The following is a 21,286-nucleotide window of genomic DNA, read 5'->3' as shown; positions in this document are numbered from 1 at the left end:
AATAGGGGGGAAGGTATGGATTGGGAAGCCCATATTGAATGCTGGAGCCGTACTACGGTCAGGCTGCTGGAGGTTCAATTATTCGCTGCGCAAGCAGGAACGGTGCCTGAGCATGATGTGGCGGCTACGGGTTTTTTCCTGCTGACCGTGCAGGGCGAGGCGACTGTAAGTCTATCGGGGACGGTCTATTCCACCCGGTCTGCGCCTCTTCTGCATGGCGGCAAGGAAACGGTGCTCGGGCTGATGCCACTGGACAACGAGTTTGTCTGTTATTTCATTCGCTATCAAGCCGACAGTCTATTTCCAGAGGACCAGGAGAGCTTCAATATGCCGTATGCCTTCACTCCCTATACACTGCTGCCCTTGCAGGAGAAGTGCCAGGCAATGAATCGTCTGTGGCAGCATACCGCCTCGCTGGAGAAGCTGGAGGCACAGACGGTTTTTCATCAATTTGTATATGAGGTTATGCGGCAAATTCACTCCTCGGCTCAGGGGACCAGCAGACCGGGTGTAGTCACTGAAGCCATTCACTATATTCATGAGCATTACAGTGAGCCGATTACCGCAGAGGTATTGGCCGGAATGTGCAGCTGCAGTACGAGCTACTTGTTCCGCATGTTCAAGAGTCAGCTTGGGTTCGGTCCTATCGATTATCTGATCCATGTACGAATCCGCAGATCCAAGCAGCTGCTGCTGCAATCCAAAGCCCGAATTCAGGAAATCGCAGGCAGTGTGGGGTATGCCGATGTCTATTATTTCAGCCGTTTGTTCAAAAAGCATACCGGCTGCTCGCCGCAGCGATTCCGGGAGAATAACAAGCATACCGTTCAGAATAATCCATTACATCTGCTGAAATCGTCTATTGTATCTGGTAAGCCTGTTTCTCATAATGATAATGAGAATTATTATCAGTTAAATGAGGAAGGGGACACATCGATGTTCAGATTTTCAAGACCGGCCTTAGGGGCTGCGCTGCTGTTATGTTCAGCCATATTTCTAAGTGCATGTCAGACAGGCAACAACACTGGAAAGGCAGCCTCTGAGCCTATTCCCACCAGTACGGCTGTAGACAGCGAGGCCGCAGATACACGTATTTACAAGCATTTAAAGGGGGAGACCGAGATTCCCGTGAAGCCTCAGCGGGTCGTCAGTCTTTTTCATCTGGGGGAATTGATGGCGCTTGGAGTGAAGCCGGTGGGAGCAACAACCTTCATTCTGAACAATCCGCTGTTAAGCGATGTGTCGGATATTGAAGATGTAGGTTCTACGCCTGATGCGGAGAAGATCCTGTCGCTTGCGCCTGATCTGATTATTACAACAGCCCCGTTCGCGGAGGTGGTCGAAGGAGGATACGAGGCGCTGAGCCAGATTGCACCAACCCTTGTAGTGGAGCAGTATAATGATCCGGTCAAGGATGTCGAAATGTTCGGGGATATTCTGGGCAAGCAGACGGAAGCGAAGCAGTGGAACAAGGATTTTGCAGCAAAAATAAAAGAGTCCAAAGAAAAAATCGCTCCCTACATCGAACCGGACGAAACCTTCTCCATTCTAAATGTGCGTTCCGGTGCCGTCTTCATTTACGGGGATACCAATCTGGGCGGCAACATCGTGTATAAATATCTGGGCCTGAAGCCGACCGAAAAGGTGGAGAAAGAGGTCATTCACGGAGAGACCTGGGAGATCTCCAGCGAGGTCATTCCTGACTTCATCGGTGACCGGCTATTTCTCGCAGTGAATGAAGGGGCGGAGGCAGAGCTGAAGAAAGTGGATAAGCTCATTCAGAATTCACCGGCAGGGAAAGCGGGCAAAATCTACAATATTGACTTCAATCAATTCCTGTTCAGTGATCCGATTTCGGTAGAACAACAAATGGACATCATCGTTAACCTGCTGGCAGGGAGCAGTACGTAATTACGCGGGTGACCATAAAAAAAGGGCGCTGGATGATTGTCCAGATCCCTTTTTTTGAAAATATAATGGCCAGGGTTCATTCGATACCGCTTACAATATCACAATCTCTACTTCCCCAGCGGCAGCCACTTCAGCACATCGCGGATCTTGGTATCCCAGTATCCCCACTCATGCTCGCCCGGCCCTTCCTCGTAGGTCAGAGACAGCTTGGTCTTGGAGCAGGCCTTACGGAAGACCTGATTATCCTCATACAGGAAATCCTCGGTTCCACAGCACTGATAGAGCAGCGGCTTCGGCCCTTTGGAGCGGTTCACTTCCTCTAGCAGCCATAGCAGATCTTCCGGAGTGCCAGCAATGTCCTTGTCCCCAAAAATCTGCAAATAATCCTTGGTTCTCTGCGATGGATCTTCAAAGTTCAAGAAATTGTGTGCCATATCGAGTGCCCCGGACAGACTCGCTGCTGCGGCCCAGTCCTGCGGCTTGCGCAGTCCCAGCTTCATTGCCCCATAACCTCCCATCGACAATCCCGCCACGAAGTTATCCTCGCGCTTGGCCGACAAAGGGAAGAAGGAACGGGCCAGTGCCGGTAACTCCTCACTAATGAATGTCCAGTACTTGCCGCCCGCCTCCATATCCGTGTAGAAGCTGCGGTGGACCTGCGGCATAACAACAGCGATGCCCAGCTCCGCTACATAACGCTCAATCGAGGTCCGGCGCAGCCAGATCGAATCATCGTCAGACAGGCCGTGCAGCAGGTACAGGGTGGGGTGTAAGGTCCCTTTGGAGACATTACTCATTCCGATCTGCGTAGTGGTCTGCTGCGGCAGAATGACAGTCATCGAAGTACTGAGCCCCAGCACCTCCGAATAAAATTTACATTCAATCAAAGCCATTTGCGTATCCCCTTTCTGCCCACATGATAGCACAGCCCCTACCTGATATAAACTGTAGATTTCTCCAGATTTATTGTCCGCAAGCATTGCTGCTGCCGGAGGAGAAAGAATATAATGGAAGTAGGTAGAAAGATTCATATAAACATGCAAGGACACAGGACTGAAGACATGGATAAACCCATAATTTGAATTTCAATAGAGTATAGGGAGCGAACACAATGTCCTGGAAAGACCCATGGAACCGCAGCCGCGAGCGGGGCAAGGAAGCGGGCTTCACCTTAATCGAGGTGCTGGCCGCCATCGTCATTTTGTCGATAGTGTCCCTGGTGCTGACCTCATACTTCACCCACGCCATGACCTATTCCAAGTCGAATCAGAACAAGACGATCATGGTCAATCTGGCGCGGAACGCTTTGTTTTATATGGAGAAGCAGGATTTTGGTGAGATCAATAAGTATTTTATAGATCATCTTTCCGATGCTGTTATTAAAGCAGAAGACTGTAAGAGCAGCGGCTGTGTATTAACGAATGTTATTAATTTTACAGGCTCTCCAGCTAGTGTTCTGAATCCCGTAGTTAATGGAATTGCCTATCAGATTGATGTGGTATACCAGCCCGAGTTATGGAAAAAGAAAGAAGAGCCTTCGCCTTCCAGCGGTGCTCCCTCCATTGACCTGTCTAATTCGCAAAAATATCTTCTTCCCGTGTTGGTGAAAGTAAGACGCGTAGATCCGGGGAATCAGCCGGTATATGACATAAAGGTGGAGGGGTATATCACCGATGAAAGAATTCGTTAGGCATATGCAATCTCGGGAGCAGGGATTTACTTTGATTGAATTGATTGCATCACTTACAGTGTTTGCTATGATCGCGGGCATTATTTCTGGACTTACCATGTTTGGTGTAAGAAGCTACGACAAGATTACAATTCAGAATGAGCTCCGGGATGAGGCCGATTTAATTATGTCAGCTATAATTACTAAACTCTATACATATGCACCAGATAAGGTTCAGAACATTAATGGGGGTATAGAACTCAGCCGGAGCGGCAGGGAAAAGAAAGAGGCGATTATAGTCGAGGGGAATCAAATAATTATATCTGGTAACGGAACCGAACAGGGAACAAATTCACCACTTGCAGTTCGTTCAGAACTTGGCGATTCCAAGGTTACCGCATATACGGCAGACGGGCGGGAATGTACAATCAGCTCACTTTGCGGCTCGGGGACCATTGAAATTGATCTGGTATTGAAATACAAAGGCAGCTCAGAAAATATGCTGGAACTAAAAAGCCAATTTGGATATTAGGAGGGAGGAGATGCGTAATCAAGGGAATAGAAGGTGCGTTGGCGAACACGAAGTTGATTTGAAGAAGAGACTGGCTTCACAACAGGGGTCAGTGCTTGTCCTGGTTATGTTTATAGTCCTGCTGCTAACCATCCTTGGTGTAGGAGTGCTTAGTGCAACAGTAGGAGGGGCAAAGCGTGCAGAGACCCGCGAGAACGATGTACAGAGTCTGCATTTGGCCCAGAAAAAAATAGACGAGGTTATTGCTTATATGACTCAGAAATTAAACCAGATGCTGCAGCAGGGAATTGATCGGCCACAGAATGAGTTAAATAGCGACATTCAACAGTTTCTAAAAAAACTGCAAGATCAGGCCTCAGGATTCCGGTCTTTAACCAGTATCAATGGGGCAGCCAACCGTATTACGAGTATAACTCTAGATGAATCGGCATCTTCCGGGAGTCAATATGCAGTGGTGATACAAGCCAGTGCAGATGTGAACGGCATCTCCCGGAATCTGGAGCAGAGAGTAACCGTTACAACTTTCCCCGACTTCTTAAATTATTCTTTAGGATCTGAAGGAGATGTTATTCTGAACGGTGCTCCATTTATTAAGGGGAATTTGTATGCTGGCGGACAACTGAAACTTAGCCCTCTTGCCTTCTATATGCATAATGGGAGAGAGCTAAATCAGCCCACGCTCTATCCTTTGCTCGAAGGAGAGGCCCACATACAATCGCTTAATGAGATACAGTATTGGAACGGAGGAAGTTATGTGGATGTGCCCACAGGGGGCGAACAATATAAGTTGGTTAATGAAAGGGTGAAGCAAACATACGAAAACTCGCTGATCAAGAAAAAAAAGACTTTAGTACAAATCGATGTGGAGGACTCTTTTTTAGATAAGATTTCAGAAGCTTCGGGATCAGCGGCGAATAAACGGAATTTCTCAAATGTATACTATGGCTTCAGATTACCTGAGGAATCTAATGAAACTCCGACAGAAAGAGGACAAAGGCTGGTAAGCTCTTTCATTAATCCTGATGGAACAAGTAACCAGATCCCAGAAGTACTTAAGATGCCCCAACGAAGTGATTATGACCAGATTGAGAATGAAGAGATGGAGGGAGATGAATTAGAGGCTTGGCGGGAGGAGCAGTATCAGCTGGCTTTTGAGGCCTTTAGGCTAAAGTTAGCCAACTTGTCTACCAGCGCGATATATAATGGCAGTTTGTATCTTGATGGTACTTCACTAAATAATATTACAGATATCTCTAAAGCCAATCGTATGGACAATCCCGGCGAGCAGCCCTCCAACTGGGTTATCATCAACGGAGATCTTAAGCTGGTCAACAGTGATCCAAGTAACTGGATTACCATACAAGCAAATCTTCTGGTGATGGGAGATTTGTATATAGAGGGGAATGTAAAATTCGACTCTACTTTGTATACTCTTGGAGAGACAAAGATCATTAATGCAAGCATTTCAGGAAAAGATGAGAAAGAACTGGTCGTGATCTCCAAAGGCCCGGTCTTACTTAATAGAGTGGATGAGTTTAAAGAGAAGGCTACGAATTTGCAAGCCTTTTTCTATACAGACAGCACAGCGGAACTGTACGGAGTCGGATCGATTTTTTCACTAAATGGAGGGTTCTTTGCTAAAGGCACTCTTACGATCAATGCAGTGGTCGGAGAACGTGTAATCAATGAGCCGGGGAAATACGAATTTAATTTCGAAGATCAGAATCAGCCAGATCCATCTGCTTCTAGGTTCAGTATTCGTTATAATGAGAAGGTATTTGAGCATCAAAAGGTGGGCCTGCCGCGAGTCAAGCAGATCAGCATTAATGCCGGGCCAGTCGAATTAAAGCCACAAAGTAAATAGACAAATAAAAAACAGCCTCGATTCCAACTTGGAATCAAGGCTGTTTAATTTGGTGAAAATCATATGAGTCGTAACTGGACAATCTCCTCTTAGTATCGGTTATCACCAGAGGCTTGGGCGCCCAACACAGTTAATGTATAAACGGCTGTTTTATAGTCGCCATTTATTGTTTGGTATCTGACTTGGATCTGTACAGGTTGATCTGCTTTAGTAGGATTAATTCCTGTTACGACACCCTTAGACGTTAAATCAATCGCTGAAGCAGTTCCGCCCACTATGGACCATTGTAGTTTAGGGATAATATATTCAGGAATAGCCCCATAAGGAGTGGTATACAGATTGGAGAGCAGTTCAAGTCTCGTACCTACATTAATTACCCCTGAACTTGGGTCGAACATCAGATCGGGTTCTTCCAATACTTTTATCACAAAGGTACTGCTAGAGATTCCAGCAGCTTTGACAACAATGCCCACTCCATCTTTTATGTCTGTCCCTTTGAAGTTAACGGTAGGACTGGATGTAGTTAGAGAAGCTACCGTATGCTTCTCCTCATTTACGAAGCCCGCATATTTCAGATCCTCAATATTGACTAAGCTCCACTCATAATTGGCAACACCGGTGTCCAGTGGATCTGTTATTGCAGTCAATGTTTTACTATCATTGATGTACAGTTGAGTAGGACCGGAGATGCTTATGCCACTCAGTCCAACCGTGATATTTTTTGTTGCAGCAATACCATCCGGATTCTGATTGGTTTTAACAATAACACTAATGGTATAGCTGCCGATTTGTCTAATCTTAAAGTCAGCTTCTGATGGATGGGATGGAACCCCCGTTATTGCGGCTACAGTCTGTCCAGTCAGAGCATTTACTGCTGACCAATAATATTGATGACCGGTTTCATGGGATTGCCGGTATTCAGCGGTTAATCTTACAGTTTCATCTGCTTTCGCTGCATCCTTCCCGATGATATTTAATGTGGGATTAAGAACTGTTACTACAGCAGTGTCCGACAGATTGCTTCCATCTATAGTGGATGCTGTAATGGTGGCCGTACCAGCCTTCCGTCCTGTAACGATACCACTCGAGTCTACATGGACAATATTATCATCACTTGAATTCCAGCGTAAGGCTTCATCAGACTTGTTAGCAGGTTTAATCGTCCACGACATCATTTGTTCGTCACCAATCAGCAGGGTCGCATCCTCTACAGTTAGGTCTGTTATGCGCTCAATCACCGTAAGTGCGGTGGCCGGGAACTTAATGTAGGTCGGATTAAGCGGATTGGACGACGGAATAGGTGAGGCAGTCGGTGATGCAGTTGGTGTCGGTGATGCAGTTGGTGTTGGTGCTGTTGTAGGTGTAGCCGCCGGTGGTGTAACCGGAAGAGGACCTTTATATGGAAGATTACCTAGCAGTGAAGATGCGTCCAGCGACTTGGAGATCACATTACCGTGAACCTGACCGTTGGTGAAGGTTACCTTCGCTCTAGGCGCAAGAATCGAGCCATAAAGCTGAACACTAGAGATTGAAACATTCTCAGCGTTCGGAAAGTTATAGATGATATGGTCCCCGCCGGTGACACCGCTTGGAAGGCCAAATGCTTTGTTCACATTAACCTCGGGACCCGTAATGGTATATACTATATTTTTGCCCGAGAGATTCTCTGTGTTTGTCCAGCCTACATTGGCGAAGTCCTCGGAAGTAATTCTGAAATTAACTAAGCCATCGGTGCCAGTTCCGTTACCATGAAGGTACATTCCTCCGTACTTAGATTCCTGTGTACCATTAGGTACAGCGGCCCCTAACTGATCTGACAAACTCTTATAATAGTATTCAGCTGCATCAAAATCTATTAAAGATCCTCTGGCATAAGTGCCGTCCTCAATGGTCCCGCTGTCTACCTTGTTAAAGCTTCCCTGATGCAGGATATTGCCGTACACATGTCCATTATGAAAATCTAAATCACCGCCAGTAACAATGGCATAGGGGACCTTACTACCTAGAACTCTGTTAATATCGACTGCGCGTGCCGTTGTATTTCCTTTCGCTGCAAGATTCCCTTCTACAGTTGCAGTTACCTTGGCGTCTCCAAATACAAAGGCATTATAATCTCCAGCAATCCCGAGTACTGAGCCTGAAGAAGAAACGGCCGGATTAAAGACAGGACCTATGGGAGAACTGGCAGTTGGACTTGGAGAAGGTTGGGACGATACCACTGGCAGGGCGTCAGGATCAGCATGGATATCAATAAAGCTGACTCGCCCATAATCCAGGTTGTAGACTCCAGTGACGGCAGCTCTAACTTTAATAGTGATTGAGAGCGGCTTGCTGGATTCGGGAACAAAAGTCTGACTGCCGTCTACCGTCTTCAAGGTATACTGTATATTTCCAAGCTTTTTGTTTAAAGTGTATCCTCCGTCAGTATTATTAGAGGCTTCAATTCCCTCAGGCCATTCTTCTACAGGTTCCAGATTGGCAGGCAGTTGCTCCTGAAATTCGATATTGGAAATAACCTGTGATGGGAAGGCCTGATCCGCTGTACCTATTTGGTCAAGGTGGACAGACTTGGGTTGTATTACATAGTTCATGGTAAATGTCTCATTCCTGCCAATAACTCCATCAGGGCTGACGTTGGAAGATAAGGTTCGTGAAAGTTCCAGATTGGCACTGGATTTCAATATAACAATTGAAATCGTCTTCATGTCAGCCAGGGCCCCCTGCCTATCCCGGGCTGAAATCTCAACAGTTAACGTTCCTCCTTCCGGCAGCGGATTAGTGAATGTCTGGTGAACCGGTTTTCCAGATAACACTTCTTTTTCAGCCATTCCTATGGAAGTTAAATACTTATCTCCTGCCTTGAAGCGAATGGATGTGTATAACTCCCGGTCATTCAGGTCAGGATCTTCCACTTTGTAATCGACAGTGATTTCATTCTGATAGGTCGGAATGAGATCTTTCTCCCGAGGCATATTTACTGTAATTTCCGGCTTGTGGTTAGAGCCAAGGTAGGCTCGGTACATGGTGTTTACGAACAGTTTTTGCTCCCAGAGTGGAAACTTCTCCGTACTGTTGGCAACGAATATATGGCCAGTCCCAGAGTAGGTTACATTTCCTTTGGAATAGGTATAGTAGTGATTCCAGCTATCATTCACATCCCGTTTGCTGCCGGTGATGTTATACCATGGAATAACCGTCGGATCTTCCAAGTTCAATGTGTAATACTGATTATGCGTATTGGCAACTGCCGGCGTGAGAATGTTGTTTTGGTTGTTATTTTTGTCAATTGAACTCAAATAAAATGGAAACTGGGTAAGCAAACCGTCATTAACCGGTGTAACCGTTCTGGAGGTATTCGGAGCATTTAATCCGAGATTGGTCAAAGGCTCAATTTGTCCTGTAATTTCCTTGAAATATTTTACCCAATTACTGTCTGGCCGATAAACCGTATCATGCGTAAACATGACGCTCTGCTTGGTGACCTGAGTGAAATTCACTACCCCTTCAGCTGCAAGATTACTGATAGCCGCATTTGTATTATAAGAATCTCTGAATCCGAAAATCAGCATGTCGTAAACGCCGTTAAGACCGTAAGTCTTGTCCTGCTTGTATTTAGCAGATACATAATTGTTGAATTCGGTAATGGTCTTCGTACTGATATTCAATTCGTAATCATCTGTCTTCAAGAAGCTTGAATCCATATTATTCGGATCAAGCAGACTACTGTTTCGTTCAGAATTACTTATAGTAGGCATAATCTGAAGGACATTCACTACTGTCTGTTTGCCGCGGAAACGGATCGTCCCGCTACTATAATCTTTGAGTTTGCTTTGATTAAGATGATCGGTAATTTCAAGCTTCCAGTATATCAATCCGGAAAGCGTGTTGGGGAGTGTATAGGTAATACTGCCGTTTGGACCATCATTCAGAGTTTTAATTTCTACGACTTGAGATTCAGTCATTGGAATAGATTTATCAACACTGACATATAGCTTGGCTAATATGGGGCGGGTATTGAAATCATCAACATTATGTACAGTGAAATTAAAATTCAGCTTATCGCCTGGACGATAAATGTGAGTTTGGTCAGTGGTGTAATCGATAATTGAATCTTTGTTATTTATGCTTAATCTCGGCCGCTGATTTAGCATTTGAGAATATTTTGAATTTCCTTGTTTCAGTGCATTGATCCAGTCTGGCAATTCTGTGCTATTTATGAAAAGTACATTTGATTTTGAAGACGAGCCTCCGAGATATTTGCTGAATGTATTAAAAAGGATACTGGTCTGGCTATCGGTTTGTGTCTCAAAGGGCTGTTTATTGAACATGACCAGAAGTCCCTTTTCAATGTAATTCTTAATGATTTCCTGGGCCTTCAATACGGTGATGTCATTCATCACTCCCGAAGTTGCATGTGCTGCTGCACGGACTGCCTGTGAATCGGTAGACTTGCTGGAAACACCGCTTGGGCTGTAGGTGCCTTTGCCAAGATAGAACATATCATACTTGCCGTCAATATCATCTCGCTGGGCGACAAAGCGCTTCATGCTTAGTGTGCTTAGCTCTACGTTTGCCATTTTGGCGACAAGTGGTGAGAGTTCGCTGGTCCCAGTGTCTGTAACTTCCAAGATTCGAATCGGGTAGACAAAAGATTCTGCATTTACTGATGTGACTATTGTCCTGATTGAAAGGACAAGCAGGATTACCAGAATAAAAATAAGGCTAAAAAACATAGTTCTGGACTTGTGCATCTTCATCCCCATCACTCCCCGTATATCAATAAAAATATCAGTTGTCTAAACTCGTAAAATTGAATTTTTTCCTAAAATTATTGTAAGATCACCTATAATATGCTATATATCATTCTAGGATAATTTTCACAGATAGGCAATGATGGAATGTGTAAATATACCTCGAAATTTGAGTCTTTAGAATTATATTTTAAAGTTATTTATCTAAAAATTTATTTTTTAAATTTGAAATAGGTACTTTGATGCAGATACGAACCGATGATCTACATAATCCACATGGCATGGAGATGAGCTGCGGTTGGCAATCATAAAAAAGAGATTGGGAGATTTGCTGGTAGAGAACGGAATTATATCAGAGGAACAGCTTCAGGAGGCGTTGGTAGACCAGCGTAAGACCAAACGCAAATTAGGTGACCTGCTGATTTCGCAAGGATACATTACAGAGCAGCAATTAATTGAGGTATTGGAATTCCAGTTGGGTATCCCTCATGTCAGTTTGCATAAATACCATATTGACCCGGCGATTACACAGATTATTCCGGAAAGTATGGCCAAGCGGTATCAGGTTCTCCCTTTCTTGAAGGAAGGGGGGAAGCTGATGGTAGCGATGGCAGATCCGCTGGATTATTTCGCAATTGAAGATTTGCGGATGAGTACAGGATTCCGGATTGAACCGGCTATTTCTACCAGAGACGAATTGCAGCGTGCTATTGCAAGACACTATGGTATGCGCGACTCTATGAACCAGATGCTGATCGAGCTGCCGACACAGGAAGAGATTACAGAGACAGAAATTACTGACGAGGATTCGCCCATTGTCCGGCTTGTTAATCAGATGATTCAACAGGCGGTTCAATTGCGGGCATCTGATATACATGTCGATCCCGGCGAGAATAACCTGCTCATCCGTTACCGGATTGATGGAACGCTTCGTACCGAGCGGCTGATTCCCAAGCAGATGCAGGGATTTATTACAGCCCGACTCAAGATCATGGCGCGGCTGAACATAGCGGAACGCCGCCTTCCCCAGGATGGCCGGATCAAAATGCAATTCGACTACAAGATGATCGACATTCGGGTGTCGTCATTGCCGACGATGTACGGAGAGAAAATTGTACTGCGGCTGCTGGATCTCAGCACCGGAATTAAGGCAGTGGACACGCTGGGATTCAGCGATGGTAATGCGGCAGCGTTCAAGGAAATGATTGGCCGTCCGTATGGCATCATGCTCATTACAGGACCTACCGGCAGCGGAAAAACCACAACACTGTATTCAGCACTCAGCCAATTAAATCAGGAGACTGTTAACATCATCACGGTTGAAGATCCTGTGGAGTATCAGCTTGAAGGGATTAATCAGGTGCATGTTAATCCGGCCATCGGCCTTACATTCGCAGCGGGATTACGCTCTATACTCCGTCAAGACCCCAATATCGTCATGGTAGGTGAGATCCGGGATACCGAAACAGCTGAAATTGCGGTCCGGGCTTCACTGACAGGACACTTGGTACTTTCAACACTACATACTAACGATGCTGTAAGCAGCATATCCCGTCTGCGCGATATGGGTGTTGAGCCCTATCTGATTGCCTCGTCATTGATCGGTGTCGTTGCCCAGCGTCTGGTGCGCAAAATTTGCACGGACTGTAAGGAGACCTATAAGCCTTCCCAGCAGGAAGCGATTATGCTTGAAAGTTACGGACTCCGAACAGATATACTTCACCGGGGAAGCGGTTGTGGAAGCTGCAATTCTACCGGCTATCGGGGCAGGCTTGCCATTCATGAAGTTTTGACTATCGATGATCATATGCGGCAATTGGTTACCGACTCCGCTTCCGTAGAAGAGCTGCGCTCTGCTGCTAAAGTAGGCGGCCTGGTCCAACTGATGGAAGATGGTCTGCTTAAAGTATCGCAAGGGATGACCACTCTGCAGGAAGTGCTGCGGGAGACAGTATCCCATTAATGATTAGGGGGAGACATATTGCCAGTTTCAACTAGAACGATTATACAGCTCCTGCACTTGGCTCACTCCTCCAGAGCGTCTGATTTGCATATCTCCGTGGGCTCACCTCCCGTGCTGCGGATTGACGGTCGACTTGAGAATGTGGAGGGAGCATTCATTGGTCCTGGTGAGGCTGAACAGATGGCCCTTGACCTGCTTGGTCCCGAGAGAGAATCTGAATTCCGGGTGGCGGGTGAGTATGATTTCTCTTACCCGCTGGAAGGCGGAGTCCGGTTCCGCGTGAACGTATATCGGCAGCGAGGGGGAATCAGTATTGCTGCCCGGAGTATTCCGGCTGACATTCCGACCCTGGAGAAGCTGGCGCTTCCGCCGATACTTTCATCACTGGCGCTGAAGCCGCAGGGGCTGATTCTGGTAACAGGTCCGACAGGGAGCGGCAAGTCATCCACATTAGCGGCAATGATCCATCATATTAACAGCCGTGAACGGAAACATATTGTTACGCTGGAAGATCCGATTGAATTTTTACATAGCCATGGGACTTGCATTATCGATCAGAGAGAGATTGGAAGCGATACGGCCAGCTTTCCAACTGGCCTTAGGGCGGTACTCCGGCAAGATCCCGATGTCATACTTCTTGGAGAAATGCGCGACTTGGAGACGATATCAGCAGCGGTAACCGCAGCTGAAACCGGCCACCTGGTCATGGCAACCCTGCACACCTCAGATGCACCACAGACAATTGACCGGATTATCGATGCCTTTCCCGGACATCAGCAGAACCAAATCCGCTTGCAACTGGCTTCTGTATTGCTGGCAGTAATCTCACAGCGCTTGTTCCCCCGCTCTCAAGGTCAGGGGCGAATCAGTGTAACTGAGATTCTGATTAATACGCCCGCAGTCGGGAATATGATACGGAGCGAGAAGACACATCAGATCAAGAATATCATGCAGACGGGTAAGGCCCAGGGGATGCATACGCTGGAGATGAACATCCGTGAATGTCTGGCTAGAGGGCTAATTGACACATCGGCAGCTAAAACCTATCTTGCGGGGGTGAATTCCGATGCCTCAATTTGAATATCAGGTTAAGACTCCGGCGGGCAAACAGCTCAAAGGTAAGCTTACGGCACAAGATAAGTCCATTGCCATGGAGGAACTCCGCAAGCGGGGACTTACTGTTTTCTCACTGAATGAGCAGAAAAACTCTATCCTGTCGATGGAGATTTATATCGGTAATCCGGTGAAAACCATTCATTTCATTATTTACTGCCGCCAGTTCGCTACGTTAATCCGTGCAGGTGTGTCTATCGTAGATGCGACCCGAATCCTGGCGGAGCAGACAGACAGCAAGCCGCTGGCTAAAGCGCTGCAGGACGTCAGTTCGAGCCTTTTGCGGGGAATAGCTTTCTCGCAAGCCATACAGGATCACAAAAAGATATTCCCGCATTTGTTCGTGAGTATGGTACGGGCGGGTGAGGAAACCGGGGATCTTGAAGGAACGCTGGAACGGCTGGCGATGTATTTTGAGAAACAGCATACGACCACTGAGAAAATCAAATCTGCGCTCATGTATCCGATCACCGTTGGTGTTATGGCGGTGGCGGCTGTTATCTATCTGCTGTGGGCTATCGTTCCGCAGTTCGTAACCATGTTTGAGTCGATGAATGCAGAGCTTCCGGCTATTACCAAGATGGTACTTGTGCTTAGCAAGAGTATACAAGGGCAATGGTATTTTTGGCTGATCGGTCTGATTGTGATCATAGTAGCCTTTCAAATAACGAAGCGTACAGAGAAGGGGGCCTACGCATTGGATTATGCCAAGCTGAAGGTGCCTGTGTTCGGGAAGCTTAATCAGAAGGGCTCTATTGCGCAGTTCACCAGAACCTTCTCCTCGCTGTATGCCAGTTCAGTGCCGATTCTGCAATCGCTGGCGATTGTTGAAGAAATTGCGGGCAACAAGGTGATTGGAAAATACATTCGCAGCGCAGGGGACTCACTCAGACAAGGAAAGCCTCTGTCGGAACCTTTGAAAAAAGCCTGGGTCTTTCCGCCGCTGGTTACACAGATGATCGCCATAGGTGAAGAGACGGGCGCGCTCGACCAGATGTTGTCTAAAATAGCAGATTTCTATGAGATGGATGTGGAAAACACTGTTGACCGGCTGAAGTCTTTGCTTGAGCCGTTATTGATAGCTTTCCTGGCGGGAGTAGTCGGCGTGATTGTAGCAGCCATTATGCTGCCAATGTTCAGTATCTATAGCAATATGTGATGAGACATCTTTGAGAGGGGTGACGCCGGGCGGGGGCAGATAGCCTTCGTACTGACGAATGCAGATATAACGAACAAACACCTTAGAACATCTAACGCAAGCAATCATCCAAAACTTCATTATTATATTTTAGGAGGAAATCAAATGTTAGCAAATGCAATCAAGAAGAGATTGAGTAAAGAGGAAGACCAGAAGGGCTTTACGCTGATCGAGTTATTGGCGGTTATCGTTATCCTGGGGATTATTGCGGTTATTGCGATTCCTTTGATCGGGAATATTATTTCGGATACAAAAAAAGACTCTGACGTAGCTACGGCCCGCCAAATTTATGATGCGGCTAGACTATACATCGCTGGTGAAAGAGATGGTAAGTTCAGTGATGATAATACAGCTGTAACTGTTACTATTGCTGAAATGCAGACAGAAGGGTATTTGGATACTGATTTGAGTCTTCCAAGTTCAAAAGCTACTATTAAGGGTGGTATTGTTATTTTCACAAACCAAGGCCAATTAGATTCAGTGCAAATAGCACCAAAGCCACTAGGTTCCAAATCAGAATCAAGTATTACAATTGATACAGGTAAAACAGAAGCTGGAGGCAGTTATACAGCTTCAGAGGTCTTAAAGTCAAGTCCGGCTACACCAGCGCCAGTAACAAATCCTTAAAGATTATGTGAGTAATCCATGCAATCTTACTTAATTTATCAAGGAATCGGATCATTCCGGTTCCTTTTTTACACCATCCCATACCCAAAAGGAATGTACTATGACCATCGTTATAGCTGTTTACATCACGCTGCTCGGGCTAATACTAGGCTCTTTCTATAACGTTGTCGCATTGCGTGTGCCAGCTGGACAATCTCTCAATCATCCTCCTTCGCACTGCACCGGTTGTGGAACGCGGCTGAAGCCGCGGGATTTGGTGCCGGTACTCAGCTGGTTGGCCAGCGGTGGTAAATGCAGGCATTGCGGTGCTAAAGTATCCATGCTGTACCCGCTAGGCGAGCTTGCGACCGCGCTGCTGTTCCTGTGGTCCTATCTGGAATTCGGCGTAAGCATTAGAGGTGTAACTGCGATCCTATTGTCGAGTCTGGCTGTTATTGTGACGGTGGCTGATCTCAAATATATGCTGATACCGAACAAAATCCTGCTGTTTTTCACACCATTCCTGCTAGTGCTCACTCTGTTGAATGTTGAAGGACCTTTATGGTTATCTCTTCTAGGTGCTGCTGTAGGTGGAGCAATCATTCTACCCTTTGCCTGGTTTGGCGGAATGGGGATGGGGGATTTCAAGCTGTTCGCTTTGCTGGGACTGGTCATAGGGTGCCCTAATGTGCTGCTTGCCTTCTTCGCAGCATGTCTATTAGGTACACTGGTTGGCGGTACACTCCAATTGGCAGGTATCGCTAAGCGCGGTCAGCCCGTTCCCTTTGGTCCTTGGCTTGCTCTAGGTGCATTACTTGCTTACGGTTATGGTTCAGAGATTATCGGCGGGTATCTCTCGCTTATTCATTAGGAGGCTTATGGCTTATGCTTGGACTTCAGAACCCGGTGGCCGGTCTTGCGATTGAGCAGACGGGAATCCGCTATATCAGCTTTAAGAACAAAAAGTCATGGGAAGTACGCAAAAAGCGCTACCTTCCGCTCCCGCCAGGATTAATTGTTGAGAATCAGGTAGCCGATAGTGAAGCTCTCTTGGAAACGGTCAAGCACTGGGTAAAGGTTGAGAGACTGCGCGGTAAACGGATCTCGCTGTCGATTCCGCCATCGCAGATCATCATCCGTAAAATGAGTATTCCCAGCGCTAATCCGAAGCAAGTAGAGCAGCTTGTTAAGCTGGAAGTAGAGACGGGGATGCATCTGCCCTTTGAAAGCCCTGTTTATGATTATGTCACGATTGATGTGGATGAGGAGAACAGTCATCTCCTGGTGTTCGCTGCCCCCAGGAAGCCGATTCAAGATTATATTGATGTGCTTGAAGGAGCGGGTCTGCGCGTAGGTACTGTGGAGATTGCAGCAACTGCACTTGCCCGTAGCTTGACCATTGGCCGCAAGGCAGAGTTTGAGGATACGATGCTTATTAATATCGAGCAGAATGTTCTTGACGTATACATGTTTCGCAGCGGTAATCCGGTGTTTATCCGAACCATTAATCAAATGGATTTGAACAGCGGTATACAGCCCACTGTACAAGCTGGGATAGAATATATGAGAGAAGCTGCGGCAACGTCTGCTAGTCTGGCCGGCAGTTTACTTGCGCCTGGGCGGATGCTGGAGATCACCGCTGAAATCTCGCGCATGCTGAACTTCTATCAATACAGTCTTCATGACGGAAGCACGAGAATTCAAAGTGTTCTGATTACAGGTCCACTGCAGATTCGCAACCAGCTGCTTGAGGAGCTGCAACAATCCTTGACGGAGCTTGAGGTAGCAACGATCGGACTGGAAGATGTCGCGGGAGACAGCACTCCTGATCCAGAGCTGAATGATTATCGTATAGCTGCCGGGGCAGCCCTGCAGGATAGTAATACCCTTGCTGTTAACCTGCTGCCACGTGAAGACCGGGAGGCCATACTTTTCCCGTATGTTGCTGTCGCTCTTGTTGGAATATGGCTGGTCGGTGCGGTAGGAGTCGGTATATTCTTTGCAACGAATAAAGGGCGGATCGCAGAGAACGAGCAACAAATCCAGGGTGCCCAGGACCGCTCACTGATGCTTCAAAGCGAACTCGCCAAGATCAATGGAAGTTCCGGGATTCTGAATAGAAAAGCTGCAGTGGATGAAATTCTCGCATATAGGACAATTATTGTACCTGTATTGAATGAGCTATCCGCGGGGTTGCCGCAGGATAGCTTGCTGCGAAGTATAAACTATACGTATCATGATTCCATCGATCTCACGTTAAGAGTGCCGAGTATGGAAGCTTCCTCGATTTATTTGGCCAATCTGCGCAAAATGTCTTTAACCAAGGGAGCCGAAATTCAGAAGCTGACAGAAGGGGATACCACCGTACAGTCCGGTTCGGTCTCAGGATATGGTGCGTATACTGCGGTTTATCATGTGAGCTTACTAAAAACGAAGGCTGATAATACAGCAGCTGGAATAGACCAACAGGCAGCGTCAGGGGAGGGGGATGGCAATGGAACAAATTAATAAATACAGGTCACCTATTACATTGGGCGTGCTTATCCTGTTTTTGTTGCTATTCGCCTTCTTCATGCTTGGTCTACAGCCTACCAGCCGAACTGTCAAAGATCAGGAATCTGAGCTGAGCCAGTTGAATGAACAGAATAGCCTGCTTGAGCGCAAAATTGATGAACGCAAGAACGACACCTCACAGCAAGCCGAAGAGGCTGCACTGCTCACCCAGCTTCCGGAAGGTGACAACAGTGAACAAATGATTCTGGATCTGCGCTCTATCGGATCAGTATCCGGGGCGAAACTAAAGGATGTCAATTTCAGTATAGGTCAAGAGAATCCGATTCAGACAATGACAGGTTCAGGTACGGCGGTATACCCCACGGTCAAGCCGCTCACTATGACGGCTGTAGTCGAGGGGGATTATTCTAGTATCAGTAATTGGCTGAGTGCACTGCAACAGCTGCCCCGCATAGTGAATGTCGATACATTAACATTTCAGCGGTCCTCGGACGGCGGGGGTGCAGGAGGAACTTCCAGTATTATCACGGCGAATGTCTCGTTTACAGCCTACTTCGAGGATGCCGAGAGTGCGGAAGGTGAAGCTCCAACTGCTGCTGATGTGAATCCTGCACCAATCTCGATGAGCGAAAATAACTAGCCGTTAATTTATAAGTTACTCCGCTTCCTCTTTATGGGGAACGGAGTTTTTTTACGCATTTCCCCCATTACCCGTTTATACCCCCAGGTGGTTTGGGTATTACAGCTTACGGGCTATTGTAATGTTATACAGTACTTATCGCAGCAGCTTAGTCTGAAGTACGCTTCAGGCTACCACACAGGAATACGAGGAGGCGTTCAAGATGAAGAACAAAAAATGGATGATCGGGTCACTGGCATTATCACTGGGTCTTGTCTCTGCAGGGGGCGGAGCGCTTGCGGCTTCACCGGTGGCAAGCATTGAGGGCGTAAGAACGGTTGCGGCGTCTGCACCGGGCAAGGAAGGGCCGGCGACCATTAACAATCTCACTGAACGGAGTGTTGTTCCGCTGGTGGTTCATGCCAAAAAGCTATATACGTATGCCAGCCGGGGAGGTAATGTATTCAACCCGGAGCTGTTCACTTATAAAGCACAGGAGTACCGCTATCTGTCCAGTGATCTGGGCTCGAAGCAGCAGCTGATGAGTTATATCAAGAAAGGGTTCACGCATAATGCGGCCGCCTTCTACGCTCAGACACAGTTCCTGGAGCATGAGGGCAGAATGGCGCAGGTCAATTCCGATCTGGGCAACTCGCTGGATTTCACTAGAGCGACTGCCCGGATGGTCTCCAAGACTGCACAGGCGGCAGTGTTCGAGCTGACTGTACCTGCGGAAGGAGCGAACGGGTCGTCCGAGGTAGTAACAGTGAAGCTGAAGAAGGTTAACGGTTACTGGAGAATTGACATGTCACCGGATACTTTGTTCTAGACAGAGGCTTCAGTCCGTCTAACACTTCATAAAGAGCGGCTGTGCCGACCTTATCATAAGGAGGGCACAGCCGTTTCTGCTTGCTATACATTTTGAGGAAAATGGAAGTTACCGCACCTTCACGCCGTCCTCGACCAGCTGTCTGCGCGGGGATTCGGGCTGATCGGATTTGCTCATCCCGCCGCGGTTGATGGCAATGACACGTTTCTGGGCGTAATAGGTATCGCGGGAGAGCAGATTTCTTTCTACGGCTTTACCATCTACGTGGCGGGTAATGTAAGTTTCAACTACATAGCCGGTTTTGCCGGCAAGCAGTACCCGGGTTCCGCCCTTGGGGAGCGAGGCATCGCTCACATATTTATCTGTAGGGGGCAGCACCTCGACGGTTCTGGATTCAATGGAATAGGTGACGTTCTTCGGGAACGTGCCGAACAGCTTGATGGTCAGCGTGCGCCCCTGGACTTCGGATTTAATGATCAGATATTTGCCGGTGTTGTTACGGAAGCGGAAATTGATATACCCCTCGGCAAAAGTGGCGTCCTGCCCCTTCGGCAGATAGCTGACCGGAAGCGAGTGGTTGCGCCGTTCTACGATCTCCAGCCCGGAGCGCAGCGCGGCATTATACAGGGTGCTGGAGACCTGGCAGATCCCCCCGCCGGTGCCGGGCTGGAGCTTGCCGTTCACGATGACCGGGGCTTCGCGGAAGCCGTATTCGGTCTGGGCCTTCTGGATCGCTTTTCCGTAATCAAAAACCGCATTCGGCGGCAGCACCGTGCCGTTTACAGCTTTGGCGGCCGCCTCCACGTTGAAGCTGCGCCCGGGGCCGCTGGCCCCGAGGGAGGTGCTGAACTGGACGATTTTGCGATCGATGCCCTGATCCTTGAGCGCCTGTAGTGTGATCTTCGGCTGCTTGACGGCAAGGGGAACCTCCAGCTGAATCTGCTGATCCTGAAGTGTGCCGTCAGCGGCCAACCGGGTGGGCACCGCCGCCTGCATCGCAAGCTCCAGCGCCTGCCAGTCCACCTCGTAGGAGGAGGTGCCCGGCGTATAGACGACCCGGTCATCTCCGGTGATCCGCCGGACCGCATCGACCGGAACGCCGAAGGAGGCTTTCTCCCATTCGGGATTCAAAAGACTTCTGAGCTGCGCAGTCTGCAGCTGAATCTCCATATTCCAGCTGCCGGACCAGCTGCGCCGGGCTTGTACCCGCTCCATCAGCGTGCCGTCCGACAGCGTCTTCAGCGCATGGAGGAAGTCCCCGGCTTCATAGGTCACACCTGCCTGCTTAAGGGTAACCTGGAGTCCGGCATTATTTTTTGCCTTCAGCATGAGTGGAGTGGCTTCCAGCGCCTGAAGTCTTGCATCCATTCCGGCCGCTACGTCAGCGATGTTCATTCTGCCAACCTCCCAGCCAGCGATAACGGTGTTTGCAGGTAGGGTAGGTTGGGTCCCGTATAGATGAAGTCCTCCGGCAGCCAGCGAACCGGCCAGCATCAGACCGAAACCCGCGATGAGAGCGGCGTGTATTTTTTTCATAAATAATCTCTCCTTCTATGGGGGCGAAACCTGATGTTTTTATGTATATGTAAGGATTCGGTAAAACTTTCGGGTACTCAAGGGGTTATGGATTTGTTACAATAGATACGCCTGCGATAATCATGCAGTTTATGGAAGCTCCCCCGGCCCGGTGGCCCGGCGGAAGATGTCAGAATCGGGA

15 protein-coding genes are annotated in these 21,286 nt (G+C 47.7%); 12 read left to right on the top strand and 3 right to left on the bottom strand.

The window, feature by feature from the left end:
* Window positions 1–15: 15 nt before the first annotated feature.
* On the top strand, window positions 16–1,911 hold the full coding sequence (locus tag NST26_RS29995; protein WP_340980506.1) for an AraC family transcriptional regulator: 1,896 nt from the start codon (window positions 16–18) through the stop codon (window positions 1,909–1,911).
* Between the two features lie 107 nt (window positions 1,912–2,018).
* Here NST26_RS29995 and NST26_RS29990 read toward each other — a convergent pair whose 3' ends face one another.
* The gene (locus NST26_RS29990; protein ID WP_340980505.1) at window positions 2,019–2,804 is read right to left on the bottom strand and encodes an alpha/beta hydrolase; all 786 of its coding nucleotides are present in this window, start codon (window positions 2,802–2,804) and stop codon (window positions 2,019–2,021) included.
* 218 nt (window positions 2,805–3,022) lie between these two features.
* Between NST26_RS29990 and NST26_RS29985 the strand changes: the two genes are divergently transcribed.
* From NST26_RS29985 to NST26_RS29975, 3 genes are read left to right on the top strand one after another with little or no spacing between them, the layout of a single operon-like run.
* Complete coding sequence (locus tag NST26_RS29985) at window positions 3,023–3,601, top strand: type IV pilus modification PilV family protein (protein ID WP_340957723.1); 579 nt, start codon at window positions 3,023–3,025, stop codon at window positions 3,599–3,601.
* Window positions 3,585–4,112 (top strand): PulJ/GspJ family protein, encoded by a 528-nt coding sequence (locus NST26_RS29980; protein WP_340957725.1) that lies wholly within the window; start codon window positions 3,585–3,587, stop codon window positions 4,110–4,112. Before NST26_RS29985 ends, NST26_RS29980 begins: the two co-directional genes overlap by 17 nt.
* 10 nt (window positions 4,113–4,122) lie before the next feature.
* Window positions 4,123–5,976, top strand: a complete 1,854-nt coding sequence (locus NST26_RS29975) for a hypothetical protein (RefSeq protein ID WP_340957727.1) — start codon at window positions 4,123–4,125, stop codon at window positions 5,974–5,976.
* An 89-nt stretch (window positions 5,977–6,065) separates the two neighbouring features.
* On the opposite strand, the gene NST26_RS29970 is transcribed toward NST26_RS29975, so the two are convergent.
* Window positions 6,066–10,733, bottom strand: a complete 4,668-nt coding sequence (locus NST26_RS29970) for a DUF5057 domain-containing protein (RefSeq protein WP_340957729.1) — start codon at window positions 10,731–10,733, stop codon at window positions 6,066–6,068.
* Window positions 10,734–11,025: 292 nt separating this feature from the next.
* On the opposite strand from NST26_RS29970, the gene NST26_RS29965 reads away from it, so the two are divergent.
* The 8 genes from NST26_RS29965 (at window position 11,026) to NST26_RS29930 (ending at window position 19,569) form a co-directional block, all read left to right on the top strand.
* Entirely contained in the window at window positions 11,026–12,690 is a 1,665-nt protein-coding gene (locus NST26_RS29965; protein WP_340957732.1) for a GspE/PulE family protein, read from the top strand.
* Between the two features lie 18 nt (window positions 12,691–12,708).
* Window positions 12,709–13,770, top strand: a complete 1,062-nt coding sequence (locus NST26_RS29960; RefSeq protein WP_245367887.1) for a type IV pilus twitching motility protein PilT — start codon at window positions 12,709–12,711, stop codon at window positions 13,768–13,770.
* Window positions 13,757–14,962, top strand: coding sequence for a type II secretion system F family protein (locus NST26_RS29955; RefSeq protein WP_209868376.1), 1,206 nt, complete (start codon window positions 13,757–13,759; stop codon window positions 14,960–14,962). Before NST26_RS29960 ends, NST26_RS29955 begins: the two co-directional genes overlap by 14 nt.
* Window positions 14,963–15,106: 144 nt before the next feature.
* Complete coding sequence (locus tag NST26_RS29950; RefSeq protein WP_340957737.1) at window positions 15,107–15,628, top strand: type II secretion system protein; 522 nt, start codon at window positions 15,107–15,109, stop codon at window positions 15,626–15,628.
* A 100-nt stretch (window positions 15,629–15,728) separates the two neighbouring features.
* Window positions 15,729–16,478 (top strand): prepilin peptidase, encoded by a 750-nt coding sequence (locus NST26_RS29945; protein WP_340957740.1) that lies wholly within the window; start codon window positions 15,729–15,731, stop codon window positions 16,476–16,478.
* Window positions 16,479–16,492: 14 nt separating this feature from the next.
* Window positions 16,493–18,115 (top strand): pilus assembly protein PilM, encoded by a 1,623-nt coding sequence (gene pilM, locus NST26_RS29940; RefSeq protein ID WP_340957742.1) that lies wholly within the window; start codon window positions 16,493–16,495, stop codon window positions 18,113–18,115.
* A complete protein-coding gene (gene pilO / locus NST26_RS29935) occupies window positions 18,102–18,761 on the top strand; it encodes a type 4a pilus biogenesis protein PilO (RefSeq protein ID WP_340957745.1) in 660 nt (219 codons plus the stop codon). The genes pilM and pilO overlap by 14 nt, the downstream gene beginning before the upstream one ends.
* 202 nt (window positions 18,762–18,963) lie before the next feature.
* Window positions 18,964–19,569 (top strand): DL-endopeptidase inhibitor IseA family protein, encoded by a 606-nt coding sequence (locus NST26_RS29930; protein ID WP_340957747.1) that lies wholly within the window; start codon window positions 18,964–18,966, stop codon window positions 19,567–19,569.
* A 108-nt stretch (window positions 19,570–19,677) separates the two neighbouring features.
* Here the strand turns inward: NST26_RS29930 and NST26_RS29925 are convergent, their stop codons facing one another.
* Window positions 19,678–21,105 carry a VanW family protein gene (locus NST26_RS29925; RefSeq protein WP_340957749.1) on the bottom strand — a complete coding sequence of 476 codons (1,428 nt, stop codon included), beginning with the start codon at window positions 21,103–21,105 and terminating at the stop codon, window positions 19,678–19,680.
* Window positions 21,106–21,286 lie beyond the last annotated feature (181 nt).

The organism is Paenibacillus sp. FSL R7-0128 (assembly GCF_038002245.1).
GTDB classification, from domain to species: Bacteria; Bacillota; Bacilli; order Paenibacillales; family Paenibacillaceae; genus Paenibacillus_AQ; species Paenibacillus_AQ silagei.
Note: the sequence above shows the minus strand (reverse complement) of the source record. Positions and strands in the feature narration are given on the sequence as shown.